The 16,821-nt window shown below is 45.9% G+C and carries 16 protein-coding genes; 12 read left to right on the top strand and 4 right to left on the bottom strand.

The window, feature by feature from the left end:
* The first annotated feature begins 35 nt into the window (after positions 1 to 35).
* The 12 genes from holA to lipA all read left to right on the top strand — a co-directional run bounded on the left by holA (position 36) and on the right by lipA (position 11,316).
* Positions 36 to 1,064 (top strand): DNA polymerase III subunit delta, encoded by a 1,029-nt coding sequence (holA, locus tag G3R49_RS03125; protein WP_130598347.1) that lies wholly within the window; start codon positions 36 to 38, stop codon positions 1,062 to 1,064.
* A complete protein-coding gene (nadD, locus tag G3R49_RS03120) occupies positions 1,065 to 1,736 on the top strand; it encodes a nicotinate-nucleotide adenylyltransferase (protein ID WP_130598349.1) in 672 nt (223 codons plus the stop codon).
* Between the two features lie 129 nt (positions 1,737 to 1,865).
* Complete coding sequence (rsfS, locus tag G3R49_RS03115) at positions 1,866 to 2,195, top strand: ribosome silencing factor (protein ID WP_130598351.1); 330 nt, start codon at positions 1,866 to 1,868, stop codon at positions 2,193 to 2,195.
* The gene (gene rlmH, locus G3R49_RS03110) at positions 2,195 to 2,665 is read left to right on the top strand and encodes a 23S rRNA (pseudouridine(1915)-N(3))-methyltransferase RlmH (RefSeq protein ID WP_167868612.1); all 471 of its coding nucleotides are present in this window, start codon (positions 2,195 to 2,197) and stop codon (positions 2,663 to 2,665) included. Before rsfS ends, rlmH begins: the two co-directional genes overlap by 1 nt.
* A 120-nt stretch (positions 2,666 to 2,785) precedes the next feature.
* Entirely contained in the window at positions 2,786 to 4,642 is a 1,857-nt protein-coding gene (gene mrdA / locus G3R49_RS03105) for a penicillin-binding protein 2 (protein WP_167868611.1), read from the top strand.
* Positions 4,639 to 5,745 (top strand): rod shape-determining protein RodA, encoded by a 1,107-nt coding sequence (gene rodA, locus G3R49_RS03100; RefSeq protein ID WP_167868610.1) that lies wholly within the window; start codon positions 4,639 to 4,641, stop codon positions 5,743 to 5,745. The genes mrdA and rodA overlap by 4 nt, the downstream gene beginning before the upstream one ends.
* A gap of 3 nt (positions 5,746 to 5,748) precedes the next feature.
* Positions 5,749 to 6,759: a lytic murein transglycosylase B gene (gene mltB, locus G3R49_RS03095; protein ID WP_167868609.1), complete on the top strand. Its 1,011-nt coding sequence runs from the start codon at positions 5,749 to 5,751 to the stop codon at positions 6,757 to 6,759.
* Entirely contained in the window at positions 6,749 to 7,582 is an 834-nt protein-coding gene (locus tag G3R49_RS03090) for a septal ring lytic transglycosylase RlpA family protein (RefSeq protein WP_167868608.1), read from the top strand. The genes mltB and G3R49_RS03090 overlap by 11 nt, the downstream gene beginning before the upstream one ends.
* A gap of 325 nt (positions 7,583 to 7,907) precedes the next feature.
* Positions 7,908 to 9,119, top strand: coding sequence for a serine hydrolase (locus G3R49_RS03085; RefSeq protein WP_130598363.1), 1,212 nt, complete (start codon positions 7,908 to 7,910; stop codon positions 9,117 to 9,119).
* 166 nt (positions 9,120 to 9,285) lie between these two features.
* Positions 9,286 to 9,552, top strand: a complete 267-nt coding sequence (gene ybeD / locus G3R49_RS03080; RefSeq protein WP_130598365.1) for a DUF493 family protein YbeD — start codon at positions 9,286 to 9,288, stop codon at positions 9,550 to 9,552.
* Positions 9,553 to 9,697: 145 nt separating this feature from the next.
* Complete coding sequence (gene lipB, locus G3R49_RS03075; RefSeq protein WP_167868607.1) at positions 9,698 to 10,348, top strand: lipoyl(octanoyl) transferase LipB; 651 nt, start codon at positions 9,698 to 9,700, stop codon at positions 10,346 to 10,348.
* A 2-nt stretch (positions 10,349 to 10,350) separates the two neighbouring features.
* Complete coding sequence (gene lipA / locus G3R49_RS03070; RefSeq protein WP_130598369.1) at positions 10,351 to 11,316, top strand: lipoyl synthase; 966 nt, start codon at positions 10,351 to 10,353, stop codon at positions 11,314 to 11,316.
* 530 nt (positions 11,317 to 11,846) lie between these two features.
* Here lipA and rimI read toward each other — a convergent pair.
* From rimI to glnE, 4 genes are all read right to left on the bottom strand, one after another.
* On the bottom strand, positions 11,847 to 12,323 hold the full coding sequence (gene rimI, locus G3R49_RS03065; RefSeq protein WP_167868606.1) for a ribosomal protein S18-alanine N-acetyltransferase: 477 nt from the start codon (positions 12,321 to 12,323) through the stop codon (positions 11,847 to 11,849).
* A gap of 86 nt (positions 12,324 to 12,409) precedes the next feature.
* Positions 12,410 to 12,748, bottom strand: a complete 339-nt coding sequence (locus tag G3R49_RS03060) for a DNA polymerase III subunit psi (protein ID WP_167868605.1) — start codon at positions 12,746 to 12,748, stop codon at positions 12,410 to 12,412.
* A gap of 72 nt (positions 12,749 to 12,820) precedes the next feature.
* Entirely contained in the window at positions 12,821 to 13,789 is a 969-nt protein-coding gene (locus tag G3R49_RS03055) for a diguanylate cyclase (RefSeq protein ID WP_167868604.1), read from the bottom strand.
* A 110-nt stretch (positions 13,790 to 13,899) separates the two neighbouring features.
* Positions 13,900 to 16,755 carry a bifunctional [glutamate--ammonia ligase]-adenylyl-L-tyrosine phosphorylase/[glutamate--ammonia-ligase] adenylyltransferase gene (gene glnE, locus G3R49_RS03050; protein WP_167868898.1) on the bottom strand — a complete coding sequence of 952 codons (2,856 nt, stop codon included), beginning with the start codon at positions 16,753 to 16,755 and terminating at the stop codon, positions 13,900 to 13,902.
* Positions 16,756 to 16,821: the final 66 nt, after the last annotated feature.

Here is a 16,821-nt window from a genome sequence, read left to right as displayed (position 1 = left end):
CTAGCTAACCATTTAAGCGTGATTGAGACAGATTAATGCGGGTTTATCCAGATCAACTAAAACACCAATTATCGCCCCTACCAAACGTCATCATGCTGTTTGGTGATGATCCTTGGCTCGTGGATAACAGCAAGCAACAAGTGCTGCAAGCCGCCCGCAAACAAGGCTTTGAAGAGCGAATTCAACTTACCCAAGAAACTGGCTTTAGCTGGAACGACCTGATCCAAGAGTGGCAATCAATGAGCTTGTTTGCCAGCCGCCGCGTGATAGAGCTAACCCTACCGAATGCCAAACCTGGCACAGATGGCGCGAGCGCATTTCAAACTATCATGGCAGACAACAACCCAGATGTGTTGCTCATTTTACAAGGTCCAAAACTGTCAGCTGAAACCAAAAGTAAATGGTTTAAAACCCTCGATGCCAAAGGCGTGTATGTACCTTGCACCACACCAGAGGGTAAACAATTTGAGCGTTGGTTAGATGGCCGCATCAAACATTACCAGCTGATCATTCATCATGACGCCAAAGCCATGATGTTTAGTTTGTTTGAAGGCAACTTGCTCGCCGCCGAGCAAGCAATGCAAATGCTGCAACTGCTTAGCCCAAATGCAGATATTAGCGCCCAACAACTGCAAGATTACTTTGAAGATCAATCACGCTTTAGCGTATTCCAGCTAACTGATGCTTTGTTATTGAACCAGCAAAAGAAAGCGCAGCACATACTGGCACAGTTGCAGGGAGAAGGCACTGCTATGCCAATCCTAATGTGGTCACTGTTTAAAGAGATAAATTTGCTGATGACCCTCAAGCTTGCCATGGCGCAAGGTGAGCCACTCGCTCAGCTATATGGTAAGCATCGCATTTGGGACAAACGCAAACCTTTATACCAATCAGCCCTTAGCCGTTTAGAGCTTGATCATATCGAGCACATGCTCGCCTTTACCTCTAAATTAGAGCTCAATCTCAAACAGCATGGTATTGAAGACTGGGTTGGCACCAGTCACTTATGTTTGTTGTTCGACCCGCGCGCCCATAACCGTCTGGCCCACATAGAGCTAAGTTAGATGCGTATCGGCATTTTAGGTGGCACGTTCGACCCTATCCACCAAGGGCATATTCAACCTGCGCTCGCAGTGCAACAGCAGCTTGAGCTCGATGAAGTTTGGCTGATGCCAAATCATATTCCACCCCACAAAAGCTCGACTCAAGTCAGCACGGCGCACAGGTTGAACATGGTTAAGCTTGAATGCGCGCAGCACCCAGAGCTTAAACTATGCGATATTGAAATTAACCGCGATTCGCCGTCTTACTCAGTTGTCACTTTGCAGCAACTTAGCGAGCAATACCCGCAGCATGAGTTCTACTTCATCATGGGAATGGACTCATTTGTCAATTTAGACAAATGGCATCAATGGCAACAACTATTCCAGTATTGCCATATTGCCTTATGCGCTCGTCCTGGCTGGCAGTTAGCGCAAGGCTCAAGCATGGCAAAGGTGTTAGCCAAGCGGCAGACAAGCCATCCAAAGCTGGCGAATTATTCAAAACGGGCAAGCACTCTAAGCCAAGCACTAACACGCGCTAAGTCCGGTAACGTTTTTATTGTCGATGCACCGCTACATGCCATTTCATCAACAGATATTCGCAACGAATTAGCTCGCGGGTTAAACGTTAAAGACAAACTCAGCCAAACGGTACTCGACTACATCAATCAGCAGCAGCTTTATCTAACCTAGATACAAACCGCTTGTTATCACTTGTGAGTATGCGGTAAAAAATCTACCGCGATGACTGCCTCATAATTGCGCACAGATAGCCATTTTGCGTATAATGCCCCGTTATTTTTGACTAATGAGGTACTTCGCGTGCAAGGCAGCGAACTTAAAGATTTCGTTCTCGATAAAATCGATGACTTAAAAGCCAAAGACATCACAGTATTAGATGTTTCAAATCAATCATCTATCACCGAAACTATGGTGATCTGCACAGGTACTTCTAAAACCCACGTGCGTGCGATCAGCGAGCACATCGTTGTTGAAGCGAAAGGCGCTGGTGTACAACCACTTGGCGTTGAAGGCCGTGACAGCAGTGAATGGGTACTGGTAGACCTAGGCGACGTGATTTTGCACATCATGCAAGATCAAACTCGCGAATATTACCAACTAGAAAAGCTATGGGCTGATCAAGACGCCTAATGAAACTTCAGCTTATTGCCGTTGGCACCAAAATGCCCACTTGGGTAACCACAGGTTTTGAAGAGTATCAGCGCCGTTTCCCTCGTGACATGGCGTTAGAGTTAATCGAAATTCCTGCTGGTAAGCGCGGAAAGAACGCTGACATTGCCCGCATTTTGCAAAAAGAAGGCGAGCAAATGTTGGCGGCGGTTAACAAGGGCAATCATATTGTCAGTCTCGACCTTCCTGGTAAAAACTGGACCACTCCTCAGCTAGCGCAGCAGATGGAAAAGTGGCAACTGGACGGTCGCGATGTCAGCTTATTGATTGGCGGCCCTGAAGGGTTAGCACCAGCATGTAAAGCCGCTGCAAGCCAAAGCTGGTGTTTGTCAGCCTTAACCCTACCGCATCCTTTGGTACGAGTTCTGGTTGCCGAAAGTTTATACCGCGCCTGGAGTATCAATAACAATCACCCATATCACAGGGAATAAAACTCACTAGCACGCAGATTACGGCTTTTGTTCCCTGCACTCTCCTGCTAAAGTGAGCCTCTAGGCAGCCCTAGCACCAAGCTAAACCCCAGATACATTATCAAAGTTGGAGAAAACTGAGTGTCGCCAAGAAAGCGCGTAACTATGCACGATCATGCTGCTGAGGCTTCGCTATTTAAGCGCCGTGCACTATTTACCTTTGTCTGTGTGGTGGCGTTACTTGGGGTGTTGTTGACCAACCTGTATAACTTGCAGGTGTCAGAATTTACCGATTATGAAATGCGCTCTAATGACAACCGCATTCGTGTTGTCCCTACTGCGCCAAGCCGTGGATTGATTTTCGACCGCAACGGCCAATTACTTGCCGAAAACCAACCTTTTTATTCCCTTGAACTCATTCCTGAAAAGGTCAAAAAAGTCGATGACGCCCTCGATAAGCTCAATAACATCATTCCACTATCCGCCGATGAGCGCGAATCAATCAAAGAAAAGCTCAAATACCATCGCCGCTTTAAGCCGCTGACGATTAAAACTCGCCTTACTCCAGAGCAAGTCGCAAGTTTTAGCGTCAACCAGCATGAATATCCGGGCATCTTTGTTGAAGCAGGTTTAAAGCGTTACTACCCACACCAAGAGCTAATGACGCATGTACTGGGTTATGTAGGTAAAATTAATAGTCGTGACAAAACCACGCTTGAGAAAAGCGGCGCATGGAAAAACTACGCCGCCACCAAAGATATTGGCAAGCAAGGTATCGAGAAATACTATGAGAGCCTGCTACACGGTAAGCCAGGGCATTTAGAAGAAGAGGTGAACAACCGTGGCCGAGTGATCCGCACTTTAAAAGTCACGCCACCAGAGCCGGGGCAAGATATTTACCTCACCCTAGATTTAAAACTGCAGCAAAAAGCCATGGAGCTTTTAGCAGGTAGACGCGGCTCAGTAGTCGCCATCGACCCACAAGATGGCGGCATTTTGGCAATGGTGTCGAGCCCAAGCTACGACCCAAACGCATTTGTGCATGGCATTAGTGGCAAAGCCTACAGTGCACTACTTAATGATAAATCCCGCCCACTAATTAACCGTGCCACTCAGGGGCAATATGCACCGGCTTCAACCGTTAAGCCACATATCGCCTTAATGGGGTTAGAAGAAAAAATCGTTACCGAAAAGACCCGAGTGTGGGACCCTGGCTACTGGCAAATTCCGGGTGTTGAGCGCAAGTGGCGTGACTGGAAAAAGTGGGGCCATGGTTGGGTAGATGTGTACCACTCTATCTCAGAGTCTTGCGATATCTACTTCTACGATCTGGTTTATAAATCAGGTATCGATAAACTGGCCAACTTTATGGAGCCATTTGGCTTTGGTCAAAGCACCGGCATAGACATTTTTGAAGAATCTATCGGTATCATGCCTTCAAGAGATTGGAAACGTATGCGCTACAACCAACCTTGGTATGTCGGCGATACCATTTCGGTGGGTATTGGTCAGGGATACTGGACCAGCACACCGCTGCAACTTGCCAACTCAGTGGTTACCCTTGCCAATAAGGGGCAACGCTTTACCCCGCATCTGCTCAAGTCACTCAAATCTGGTACGGTAAAAATCGACACACCAATTGATGAGCTACCACCTATTGAATTAAATAACCCAAGAAACTGGGATATTATCAATGAAGCCATGCGCCAAACCGCCCATAAATCGCGCTTTACCGATGCCAAATACACAGCAGCGATGAAGACGGGTACGGCTCAGGTATTTAGTGTCGGCCAAGATGAAAAGTACGATGAAGATACCATCGCTGACCACTTACGCGATAACGCGTTAATTGTTGCTTACGCCCCATATGAAAACCCAACAATTGTGCTTGCCGTGGTACTAGAAAATGCCGGTTGGGGCGGCGCTAATGCAGGCCCATTGGCACGAGCATTATTAGATGAATACTTATTACGTGATGAATTTATGGTGACTCAGTGACAACCCATCATCAAAAAAAGACAGTCTGGCAACGCATTCACATAGACCCGCCTTTGTTGCTTGGTCTACTTGCCCTGATGCTGTTTGGCGCCTTTGTCATTTACTCGGCTAGCGGCGAAGACCCAGCCATGATGAAGCGCCAATTTACCCGCATTGGTTTATCACTTGGCATCATGTTTATTGTTGCGCAAATTAACCCTGAAATATTGCGGCGTTGGGCATTAGAAATCTATCTCGCTGGCATAGGTTTGTTGGTGGCTGTACACTTCTTTGGCACCATCAATAAAGGTGCTCAGCGATGGCTTAACCTCGGCTTTATGGAGTTTCAGCCATCGGAGCTGATTAAGCTTGCTTTCCCTATCACTATGGCCTGGTATATCAGTCAATTCCCGCTGCCTCCGAAAAAACGCTACCTTGCGGGCGGCGCGATTATTCTGCTTATTCCAACGTTGCTCATTGCTAAGCAGCCCGATTTAGGCACCTCCATTTTGGTTGCAGCATCAGGCATATTTGTGCTGTTTTTATCAGGCATGAGCTGGATGATTGTTGGCGGCTGTGTGCTATTTGTACTCGCAATGCTGCCCATTTTGTGGTTCTTCCTGATGCATGATTATCAGCGCACCCGAGTGATGACCTTATTTAATCCAGAGCAAGATCCATTAGGCGCGGGTTATCATATTATCCAATCGAAAATCGCCATTGGCTCTGGCGGTATTTGGGGTAAAGGCTGGCTTGAAGGCAGTCAGTCACAGCTTGAATTTTTACCCGAGCGTCATACCGACTTTATTTTTGCGGTGATTGGCGAAGAATTTGGTCTGGTAGGCAGCTTACTGCTGCTGGCCATGTATTTGTTTGTTATCGGCCGTGGCCTAGTTATTGCCTCGCGAGCGCAAACCAGTTTCGCCCGCTTATTAGCCGGAAGTATTACTTTAACCTTCTTTGTTTATATCTTCGTGAATATCGGCATGGTATCTGGCATCTTACCTGTAGTAGGGGTGCCTTTGCCGCTGATCAGCTACGGCGGTACCTCCATGCTGACGCTAATGACAGGTTTCGGTATCTTGATGAGTATTCACACCCACCGCAGATTTATTGATAGGTAATACATGAAACAACGCTTTTTAACGCCGCTAAAAATCATGCTGACCTGTGCACTAAGCGCAAGTATCTCATTCACCGCGCAGGCTGAAGATGACGCCCAGGTAACCGAGCGCAAACAAGAGTTTATGCAAACTCAGCTTGAAAAAGGTTTTAGTAAAACCGAAATTCAGGCCTATCTTGACTCAGCTAACCATAATCAAGCCGTGCTTGATGCTATTTCAAAACCTTGGGAAGCCAAACCTTGGCATCAGTATTACCCCATCTTCTTAACCGACAAGCGTCTTGCTAAAGGACTAGAATTTTGGCGAGAAAACGCTGGCATCATTAAAAAGGCAGCTGAAAAGTTTCACGTCGACGAGCAAATCATTGTCGCGATTATCGGTATCGAAACTTTTTACGGCGGCTATATGGGCAAATATAAGGTGCAAGACGCCCTATATACTTTAGGTTTTTACTACCCGCCACGAGCCAAGTTTTTTCGCAGCGAATTTGCTAACCTGATGTCGCTGGCAAAAGAAGAACGACTCACCCTAGACAGCCTTTATGGCTCTTACGCTGGTGCCATGGGTTACGGTCAATTTATTCCATCAAGCTATCGTCATTACGCAGTAGATTTTAATGGCGACGGTCGCCGTGATTTACTTGGCAGTAAAGCTGATGCCATTGGCAGTGTGGCCAATTACTTCCACCAACATGGCTGGCAAAAAGATGCGCCTGTGGCACTAAAAATGACCTACAGTGGCGACAGTAAACCACAAGCTAAAGTGTGGAAGAGTGAGCGCCTGCATTATAAAGTGTCAGACATTATTAGCCCTGAGCTTAGCCTAGAGACAGCGCAAGATATCGACGTTTCTCAGTTAGCAATGCTTATTAAACTAGAACAAGTCGAGGCCGATGAGTATTGGCTGGGCTTAAATAACTTTTACGTCATCACCCGTTATAACCGCAGCCCACTGTACGCCATGGCCGTATACCAATTTAGCCAACAATTAAAAGCCGCTTACTATGCAAACTAAGTTTCAATCACTTACTGTTATCGCCATTGCGGCTGCAGCCTTGATGCTTAATGGCTGCTCAAGTAACAACCAGCCTAAGAGCCAGGATGAGCGTTATAGCATCAAGCATGATAAGCCTCCTAAAAACGCGCCAGATGTTAGTAAGGTTGAAGACGCTTACCCTAAATACGAGCCCTACAGTAAGCAAGGTAACAACATGACCTACACTGTGCGCGGTAAAAGCTACACAGTGCTCGATACAGGTAAAAACTTTAAGCAATCAGGCTACGCCTCATGGTATGGCGCTAAGTTTCATGGGCACCTCACCTCAAACGGTGAAACCTACGACATGTACTCAATGTCAGCAGCTCACAAAACCCTGCCGCTTCCAAGTTATGTCAAAGTCACTAATCACGCCAATAACAAGCAAGTTGTGGTGCGAGTGAATGATCGCGGCCCGTTCCATGAAGGTCGCATTATCGACTTATCTTATGCCGCTGCTTACAAGCTAGACATGCTAAAAACTGGCACGGCTAAAGTGTCTATTGAAGTTATCCATTTTGACTCACCTCGCTCTATTGCACTGGAGGAGCTGCGCGATGACTCAATTCACTTTGTGCAAGTGGTTGCTTCAAGCAATAAAGCCAAAGTTGAGCAAATTGCTGAGCAAATGGCCAAGCAGTTTCAGGTAAATACTCAAGTAGTGTCTGGTGATGGTTTACACCGCTTGCAGCTGGGTCCTATTGGGCAGCATTACCTTGCTGAGCAACTACTACTTAAAGTTAAACAAAGTGGTTACCCACAAAGCTATTTGCTACAGCAAAAGCCGCAGCAAACTCAATAGAAAACTCAGTTGTGACCTCAATATAAAGTTCAGTATAAACATCAATATTGCACTAGCAGAGCACCGACTCCTTCATTGGCTGGTTAATTTTCGGCTAATGAAGGAACCTTAACAATAATTCATTGCCTACTAGTGATATAATCTGCAAAATTACAGCTGCTCGACTAGCTAGTTAGCCTCATTTGTGTACCAGTTTTCAGCCTACGGCGCTTTTTCGGCCCTTGGTTAGGCGCTAAGGCAAAACACAAGATGCACTAAAATATTTCACAACTAGCCTGTAAATAGTCATTACAAAAGTTCCATTAAATAGAGACGTGCCAAATTCATGAAGAATATTGTTAATCGCCCAATGAAATCACTGTTCCTACTTTGTGCAGTATCCTTCTCAACCCTTGCTGCAACGCCGCAACCTGATCCACGTCCAACGCCAAACCGCGCGCCTGTTGTTACTCCTGATGCACCCAAAGTTGCAGCTAAAGCATTCGTGCTTATGGACTACAACACGGGTAGAGTCATCGCTGAAGAAAACGCTTACGAAAGCCTAAACCCTGCCAGTTTAACCAAGATGATGACCAGTTATGTGATTGGTCATGAAGTGAAAGTAGGTAATATCTCATTAGATGATGATGTAGTTATCTCAAAAAATGCTTGGTCAAAGAACTTCCCAGACTCTTCTAAAATGTTCATTGAAGTTGGCAAAACGGTAAAAGTAGAAGACCTTAACCGCGGTATTATCATTCAGTCTGGTAACGATGCTTGTGTCGCGATGGCAGAGCACATTGCTGGTACAGAAGATGCGTTTGTTGACCTAATGAACTCATGGTCAAAACAGCTAGGCATGGAAGACAGCTACTTTGAAAACTCACACGGTCTAGACTCTGATAACCACAAAACTACCGCTTATGACATGGCAATTCTAGGCGCTGCGCTTATTCGTGACGTGCCAGAAGAGTACCGCGTGTATGCCGAGAAATCATTTACCTTTAACGGTATCAAGCAATACAACCGTAACGGCCTGTTATGGGATAAAAGCTTAAACGTAGATGGCATTAAAACCGGCCATACATCTGGCGCAGGCTATAACCTAGTAACCTCTGCGACTAACAACGACATGCGTTTAATCACCGTGGTGATGGGCACTAAGAGCGAGTCAGCCCGTAAAGCAGAAAGTAAAAAGCTACTAAACTATGGCTTCCGCTTCTTTGAAACGATTACTCCATACAAAGCAGGCGACACCTTTGTTACCCAGAAGATCTGGTACGGCGATCGTGAAACGATCGATTTAGGCCTAGTCAGTGACACGCCAATCACCATAAACAAAGGCCAAGCCAAGAACCTAGAAGCCAACTTTGAGCTGGTAAAAGAACTGAAAGCGCCATTAGCTAAAGGCGAAACTGTTGGTCATGTTTACTTCCAGCTTGATGGTAAAGACATAGCTCAGTTCCCACTTGTTACCTTACACGAAGTGCAAGAAGGCAGCTGGTTTAGCAAGTTAATGGACTACTTCAAGCAAATGTTTGCTAGTTGGTTTGGTTAATCTGCAAGGGTTACACCTGAACCAGCTAAGTTCAAATAAACCTAATTTCAAATAGTTAAAGCCACAGTTATGTGGCTTTAATTTTTTAGCGCCCCAAAAGACTTGAATAAGGTATAATCAGCACCATATTTAGAGTTAAATCCAATCCAGCCCAAAAGAGTAGCGCATGTTAAACACCACTTTTGACGAAGTAATGGAATTTCCAAATTCTTGCCCATTTAAAGTTATCGGCGATGCTGATGACTCCTTAGCTGACCGTGTTGTAGCCGTTGCTCAGCAATTAGCGCCGGGCGATTACACACCAACAGTAAAGGCTTCAAGTAAAGGCAGCTACTACTCAGTTACCATTCGCATCACTGTGACCAGTAAAGAACACATTGAGCAAGCTTATACTGACCTAGCGGCAATTGAAGGCGTAAAACGCGTCCTTTAACACAAATCATTTCACGATTAGCGCTAAAGTCGAGTATAATCCCGACTAAATTAGTCAGGTACTTAACGTTAGCCTAATTCACTAACAGCTGATATCGATTCGCTGCCTAGTGACGCTCGTGCATCAATAAGGGGAGAGGTTGCCCTTGCAAACTCCAGCATTACACATCAGACATTTGGGACGTCAAGATTACGAGTCAATTTGGCACGCAATGCAGTCCTATACCGATAATCGCGACGAAAACAGCCAAGATGAGCTGTGGATTGTTGAGCACAACCCAGTGTTCACTCAAGGGCAAGCCGGCAAAGCCGAGCACATCCTTAATCCAGGCGACATCCCGGTTATTCAAGTGGACAGGGGCGGCCAGGTGACATACCACGGCCCAGGCCAACTGGTGGTATATCCTCTTATTGATATTAAACGCGCTAAAATTGGCGTACGTGAATTAGTCAACAAGATTGAGCAAAGCATTGTCGACATGCTCAACACCTATGGTGTTGAAGCATATGCTAAAGCTGACGCGCCAGGTGTCTATGCCAACGAGCGTAAAGTTGCCTCACTTGGATTACGCATCCGCAAAGGCTGCTCATTCCACGGTTTAGCACTAAACGTCGACATGGACTTAGCACCATTTCAACGCATCAACCCATGTGGCTATGCCGGAATGGAGATGGTGCAATGTAAAGCATTAAACGGCCCTCAAACGGTCGATGAAGCCAGTGAAAAGCTGATTCAAACATTAAGTAAAATATTGGGTTACCAAGAATTGGTACATCATCAAGGATTAGTAGAATAATTATGAATAGGCCTGAAAGATTACAACCCGGTGTTAAGCTGCGTGATGCAGACAAAGTCGCCCGTATCCCAGTTAAAGTCGTGCCATCTGAGCGCGAAACTATGTTGCGTAAGCCTGATTGGCTACGTGTAAAACTGCCAGCATCTAATCAGCGTATTACTGAAATCAAATCAGCACTACGTAAAAATGGCTTGCACTCTGTGTGTGAAGAGGCTTCATGCCCTAACCTATCTGAGTGTTTTAACCACGGCACAGCGACCTTTATGATTTTAGGCGCGATCTGTACCCGCCGTTGCCCGTTCTGCGATGTAGCTCATGGCCGCCCACTTAAGCCTGATGCTGATGAGCCAAAGAAACTGGCGCAAACCATCAAGGACATGAAATTAAAATATGTGGTGATCACCTCGGTTGACCGCGATGACCTGCGTGATGGCGGGGCTCAGCACTTTGCCGATTGTATTCGCGAAATCCGAGCTCTTAACCCAGAGATCAAGATTGAAATCTTGGTGCCAGACTTCCGTGGTCGTATTGATGCAGCACTTGATATCCTAGCGGTCGAGCCACCTGATGTATTCAACCACAACCTGGAAACTGCGCCAAAGCATTACCGCAAAGCGCGCCCAGGTGCAAATTATCAGTGGTCACTTGATCTACTTAAACGCTTTAAAGAGCGCCATCCAGATGTGCCGACTAAGTCAGGTCTAATGATGGGCTTAGGTGAAACCAACGAAGAGATTGCGCAAGTACTTCGCGATCTGCGTGAGCATAATGTAGAAATGCTTACCTTAGGTCAGTACCTTCAGCCATCTAAGTTCCACTTACCTGTAGAGCGTTATGTGCCACCAGCAGAGTTTGATGAGCTTAAAGACTATGCTGAAAGCATCGGCTTTACCCACGCAGCTTGCGGCCCTATGGTGCGTTCAAGCTACCATGCAGACTTACAAGCACAAGGTAAAGAAGTGAAGTAACTTAGACTCACTCGCAAATCAAAATAGAAAAGCCACTGTTATCAGTGGCTTTTTCGTTTCTCAATCATCAACCACCGCAAATAGACAAGACTAGATAACTCTCCAAAATGTGGTTTTACTACAAAATTAAAGCGATATTTTTCAATATCTTGAAGGTTTACTCTGACCCAAAAGCTATTCACCAACCTTGTCAGCTTAAATACTTAGCCCCCGATGCAATGACATTTAAAGCACGCGGCAAGCACGTCCTGTGGGCTCGACGAAAACATCCCTGTTTTCAATGGCTTTAAATGTCATTACACGCAGTCGCTGAAAAGTAGCAAACGTTGCTCCATTTTAGGGAGCTCACACAAAGTCACATTCTTTAGAAAGGAGTGATAGTTTACTTCTAAATCATCAAGCGCCACAGATAAACAAGGCTATGTAAAATCGCCAAAGTGTGGTTTTACTACAAAATTTAATCGATATTTTTCAATACCTTGAAGGTTTACTCTGACCCAAAAGTTACTGCCCCAAAAATTAGAATGCTCTTACCTAAATTGATAATCCATTAAAACGGCATCTTCTTTGCCGCTGTCAGTTGGGTAGTAGTTTTTGCGAATGCCACTTTGATTAAAGCCTTGTGATAGGTACAAGCCAATCGCGGCCTGATTGGAGGCTCGCACTTCTAGCAATATGCTCACGGCGTTATGTTGCTTAGCTTCAGTGATCACCTGCTCTAGCAATTGTTTACCTAAACCTAGGCCTTGAGCTTGTTGATGCACGCAGATATCCATTAAGGTCACTTCATCAACAATTTGCTGCACTATGGCGAACCCGAGCAGGGTTTGTTGGTCATTATAAATTCCAGTGACTCGATACAATTTACCAAAACAGCTTGCCAAAACCGCCTGCGACCATGGATGGCTATGGGCGCTTTGTTCTACTAGCAACATTTGTTCTACATCGGCTTCAGTAAGGGGTTGTAGAATGTACTGATTGGCTGATACTGAGTGAGATTCTGACATTGGTTAAACTATGATTGGTTAGACTATTAACTATGACTAGTGATGATAGCGTAAGTAGCTGGCGACAAGCCTGCTTTATATAGCATTTACTGGCTATTTTGATGGTCGCAAATTTGCTTCCAAAGCAGGCGCTTTTGCTCTGGGCTGGCAATGACATCTTGCAAAGGTTTACTCACGAGCCACGCAACTCTTGGCCGCATGGCCACTTTGCGCATATCCCAGACCACTTGTGGGCCTGAAACATGTTGGCAGTCGAAGTCGCACAGCTCTGGTGTTACCCCAATTAAACTTAAGATATGGTTGAGAAACGGGTGCTCGCTCATATCAGCATCAAGGTCATGAATCACCAGATAGGGCTTCCCCGGCTTATCCGCACCGCGCCAGCGGGTGATATTCATCGCATCAAGATAAGCAGATTTTTCCATAAGTAGCAGGTTTCTTTGCAAGTAAGTGAACTAGCTTAGTTTACGAGATTTTTGGTCGTGATAACACTTAAGTTAATCACCTTGATGATGCTGCGCTTTAACTTTGAACATAGCTTCGTCAGCTTTTGCCAGATAACCAGCTAGATCAAGCTCGCTATTATGCTGACGCTGGCAAACACCGACGCTATAGGCAATATCATAGGGCTTATTAAGGAGTTTGTTTTGCTCAGCAAGCTTATGCTCAAAGCGAGATAATATAATCTCGATCTCATCGCAATTCATGTGACTAATAAGCACCACAAATTCATCGCCGCCAAAACGGGCAACCACATCAGACTCACGAAAATTAGCCTTTAACACCTCGGCGAACGCTTGCAGGGCAACATCCCCCTGCTCATGACCATATTGATCGTTAATATCTTTAAAATAGTCCAGGTCGAAAAACAGTAAACTGGTACCCACCTGATATCTATCGCAACTTGCTAACGTTTGTTCGGCCAGCATTTCAAAACCGCAGCGATTAGATAAACCTGTTAATACATCTAACGTAGAGCGCTGCACACTAATCAACTCATCTTCAACTAACTTACCTAAATCCTCTAGAGCTAGCTTATCTTCATCTGAAAACTGCCTCGCCGTACTATCAATAATACATAAGGTCCCTACGCGAACACCGTTGGGCATCTTTAGCGGGTATCCAGCATAAAAGCGAATGAAAGGGGCTTGTTGCACTAGTGGGTTGTCGCTAAAGCGTGGGTCGATAGAAGCATCTTCAACAGTAAACACATGTTCTTGCACTATGGCATGTCCACAAAATGAAATATCACGGCTGGTTTCACAGGCATCTAAACCTTTAGCCGACTTGAACCATTGACGTTCGCTATCCACTAAGCTGACTAGGCAAATCTCGACATTAAACAAACGCTGTGCAAGACGTGTGATGCGGTCAAAACGTTCTTCAGCTGCGGTATCAAGTACATTTAAGCTGCGCAGAGTTTCAACTCTATCTTGTTCATTTTCAGGGATTGGCGCTGCGAGCATACAAAAATCCTGTTACTTATATTAGCTATAATATAAGCAGCAGAATTTAGAAAATTCAACCAATTCAAAGCTGCATTACACTACAACGACCCGAGTTAAATACTAGTGGGTTATAACTGTAAATACTGATTGTAAATACTAATCACTGCATCAGTATCGGCAGTAAACCTAGCTACTGGCACCTGACCTTTTTTATGCTGCAATGTCAGCTCATGGTTTGCATCACGCAATTGGCAATAGGTTTGAATAAGCTGCTGCGCTTGGGCAAATCCCATCAACTCGCGCTCAGCGAGCACTTCAAAAATGCGCACATTATCAGACCAAACAGTTAAACCTTTATCTTCATGGGCATGGGCTAACACCATAAATTGCGCAATAAACTCAATATCGGCTATGCCGCCAGGGCTTTGTTTTAAGTCAAAGGTTTCACTGTCCACTTTCAATAAGTGATCACGCATTTTAACGCGCATATCGCGCACCTCTTTGGCGAGTGAGACTTTATCGCGCTCAGTCTGCAGCACTTTAGCCCGTTGCTGGCTAAACTTGGCTGCCAGTGCATCGTCACCATACACAAAGCGAGAGCGCACTAACGCTTGATGCTCCCATGTCCAGGCCTCAGTAGCTTGATATTCGCCAAAACGTTCAATCTCACTCACCAGCAAACCTGACGCGCCAGATGGGCGCAAACGCATGTCGACTTCATACAGCTCACCAGAGGTGGTGCGAGTAGCGAACAAATGCACAATGCGTTGGGCAAGCTTCAAATAGAAGTGATTGTTGTCAATTGGGCGTTTACCATCAGTTTCACCAGCTGGTAATTTGTCATGCAGAAACACCAAATCAAGGTCTGAGCCATAGCCAAGCTCTAGGCCCCCCAACTTGCCATAGCCGATAACTGCAAAACCCATATTGCTCACGCTTGTGTCAGCTGGCACGCCGTGACGCTCAGCAACCTGCTGCCAGGCATGTAATACCACTTGCTCAATAATAGCTTCGGCCAGGTAACTTAAATGATCGCTTACTTGCATGACTGGCAATACACCTGTGACATCAGCAGCTGCAATTTTTAACTGCTGCGACAGCTTAAACTGACGCAACGCCTCCATTTGTTGCTCCATGTCATCATCGGGCACGCGCAATAGATACTGACGTAGCTCACTTGGGTAATCATCAATGGCTGTGGTGTCATATAACTGAGCGGGATCGATAAGCTCATCAAGCAGCATAGGGAAGTTAGCCAGCTCCTCAGCAATCCACGGGCTGGCACTACACAAGCGCACTAGCTGCTGCCTAGCACCTGGGTTTTCACATAACAGCTCAAGGTAAGTGGTACGGGTAAGAATTTTATCCAGCACCTTAGCAACCGGCATAAATGACGCGCTAGGCTCAGCTAACTGTAATAGCTCCTCCAGCAGCTTGGGCATTAGTTTATCGAGCGTTTCGCGCCCGCGGGGGCCGATTGAGCGTTGCAACACGGTCGCGCGCCACGACTTAATTTGCGGCCAAATATCATCATCTTCAACTTGCTGCTCAACAAGTAAAGCAGCCGCGTCTTCATCATCTTGGCAAATCCATAATTGGCTACCTAACGGGTCTTGATTATCTTGCTGCTCGTCACCACCAACCGTGGCATTAAAATGGCTGTGGATCTTACGCATCGCTGACTCTACATGGGTGCGAAGATCTGTTTCGTTTACTTTATCTAGCGCATGACATAAGCGCTGCCAGTGTAATTCTTCGCTTGGTAAGGTTTGGGTTTGCTTATCATCAATCGCCTGCAATAGATTTTCTACTCGGCGCAGAAAGATATAACTGTCTTTAAGCTCATTAACTGCTAAATACTCTAGTTGCCCAAGCTTATTTAAGGTTTCAATGGTGGCAAACAAGCTTTGCTGGCGCAATGACGGCTCTCGCCCACCACGAATAAGCTGAAAGCTCTGCACCACGAATTCAACCTCACGAATGCCGCCTGCACCCAACTTGATATTGTCGCTAAGTCTGCGGCGACGCACTTCTTGGGCAATAAGCTGCTTCATTTTTCTCAGTGACTCAATCGCTGAGAAATCAATATAGCGGCGATAGACAAACGGTCTTAATAAGTCATGCAACTCATCGCTATGGGCAGTCCAGGGGCCAAGTACGCGCGCCTTGACCATGGCATAACGCTCCCAATCACGACCTTGTTCTTGATAGTAGTCTTCAAGGCCGCTAAAACTGACGACCAATGGGCCTGACTCGCCATAAGGGCGCAGGCGCATATCGACTCTAAAGACAAAACCATCAACGGTGACTTGATCTAACAGATTAACCAGACGCTGCCCCATACGAATAAAAAACTGCTGATTGTCGAGCGAGCGGCGACCACCTTGGGTTTCGCCATGCTCTGGGAAAGTAAAAATAAGATCTATGTCTGACGAAAAGTTAAGCTCACGGCCACCGAGTTTACCCATGCCTAATATCAGCAAAGGCTGAGCATTACCCTGAGCGTCCATCGGCGTACCCAATTGCTTGCACATTTCGTCATAGAGCCAATCGCGCGCAGTAATCACTAAAGACTCGGCTAACGCGGATAAATCTAGCAATGATTCTTGCAGTGGGGTCAGATTTAAAAAGTCACGCCAAGCCAGACGCACCATGTGCAGATTACGATAATCACGCAGCGCTTTTTTCACGCCCTCTTCTGAGGTTTGCTCGGCGAGTAGTGCCGTTAGCTCAGTGCTAAATTGCGCCCGATCAACATCATCAATTAAGCCATTAAATAACAAAGGCACCCAATCACTATGCCGGCAAAGCTGCTCACCAATAAAATCACTCAAGGCAAAAGCTTGTTTTAGCTGCGCTTGTTGTGACTCACTTAATTGCTCGCTTGCTTGAGGCCAAGCCTCACACAGTTTTATCCAGTAACTTTCTGCTCGCTCAACTAGCAGTGCAGATAATGCCTTGTTACTTTGATTTTCCATGGCGATAATGTCTCCTTAACGCAATCAACGATAGACATATTATGTCACGAGTGCTATATCTAGACTCATACA

It is taken from the genome of Shewanella sp. WXL01 (genome assembly GCF_012263345.1).
Taxonomy (GTDB): Bacteria; Pseudomonadota; Gammaproteobacteria; order Enterobacterales; family Shewanellaceae; genus Shewanella; species Shewanella maritima.
The sequence above is the reverse complement of the archived record's forward strand: the minus strand, read 5'-3'. Positions and strand labels throughout refer to the sequence as shown.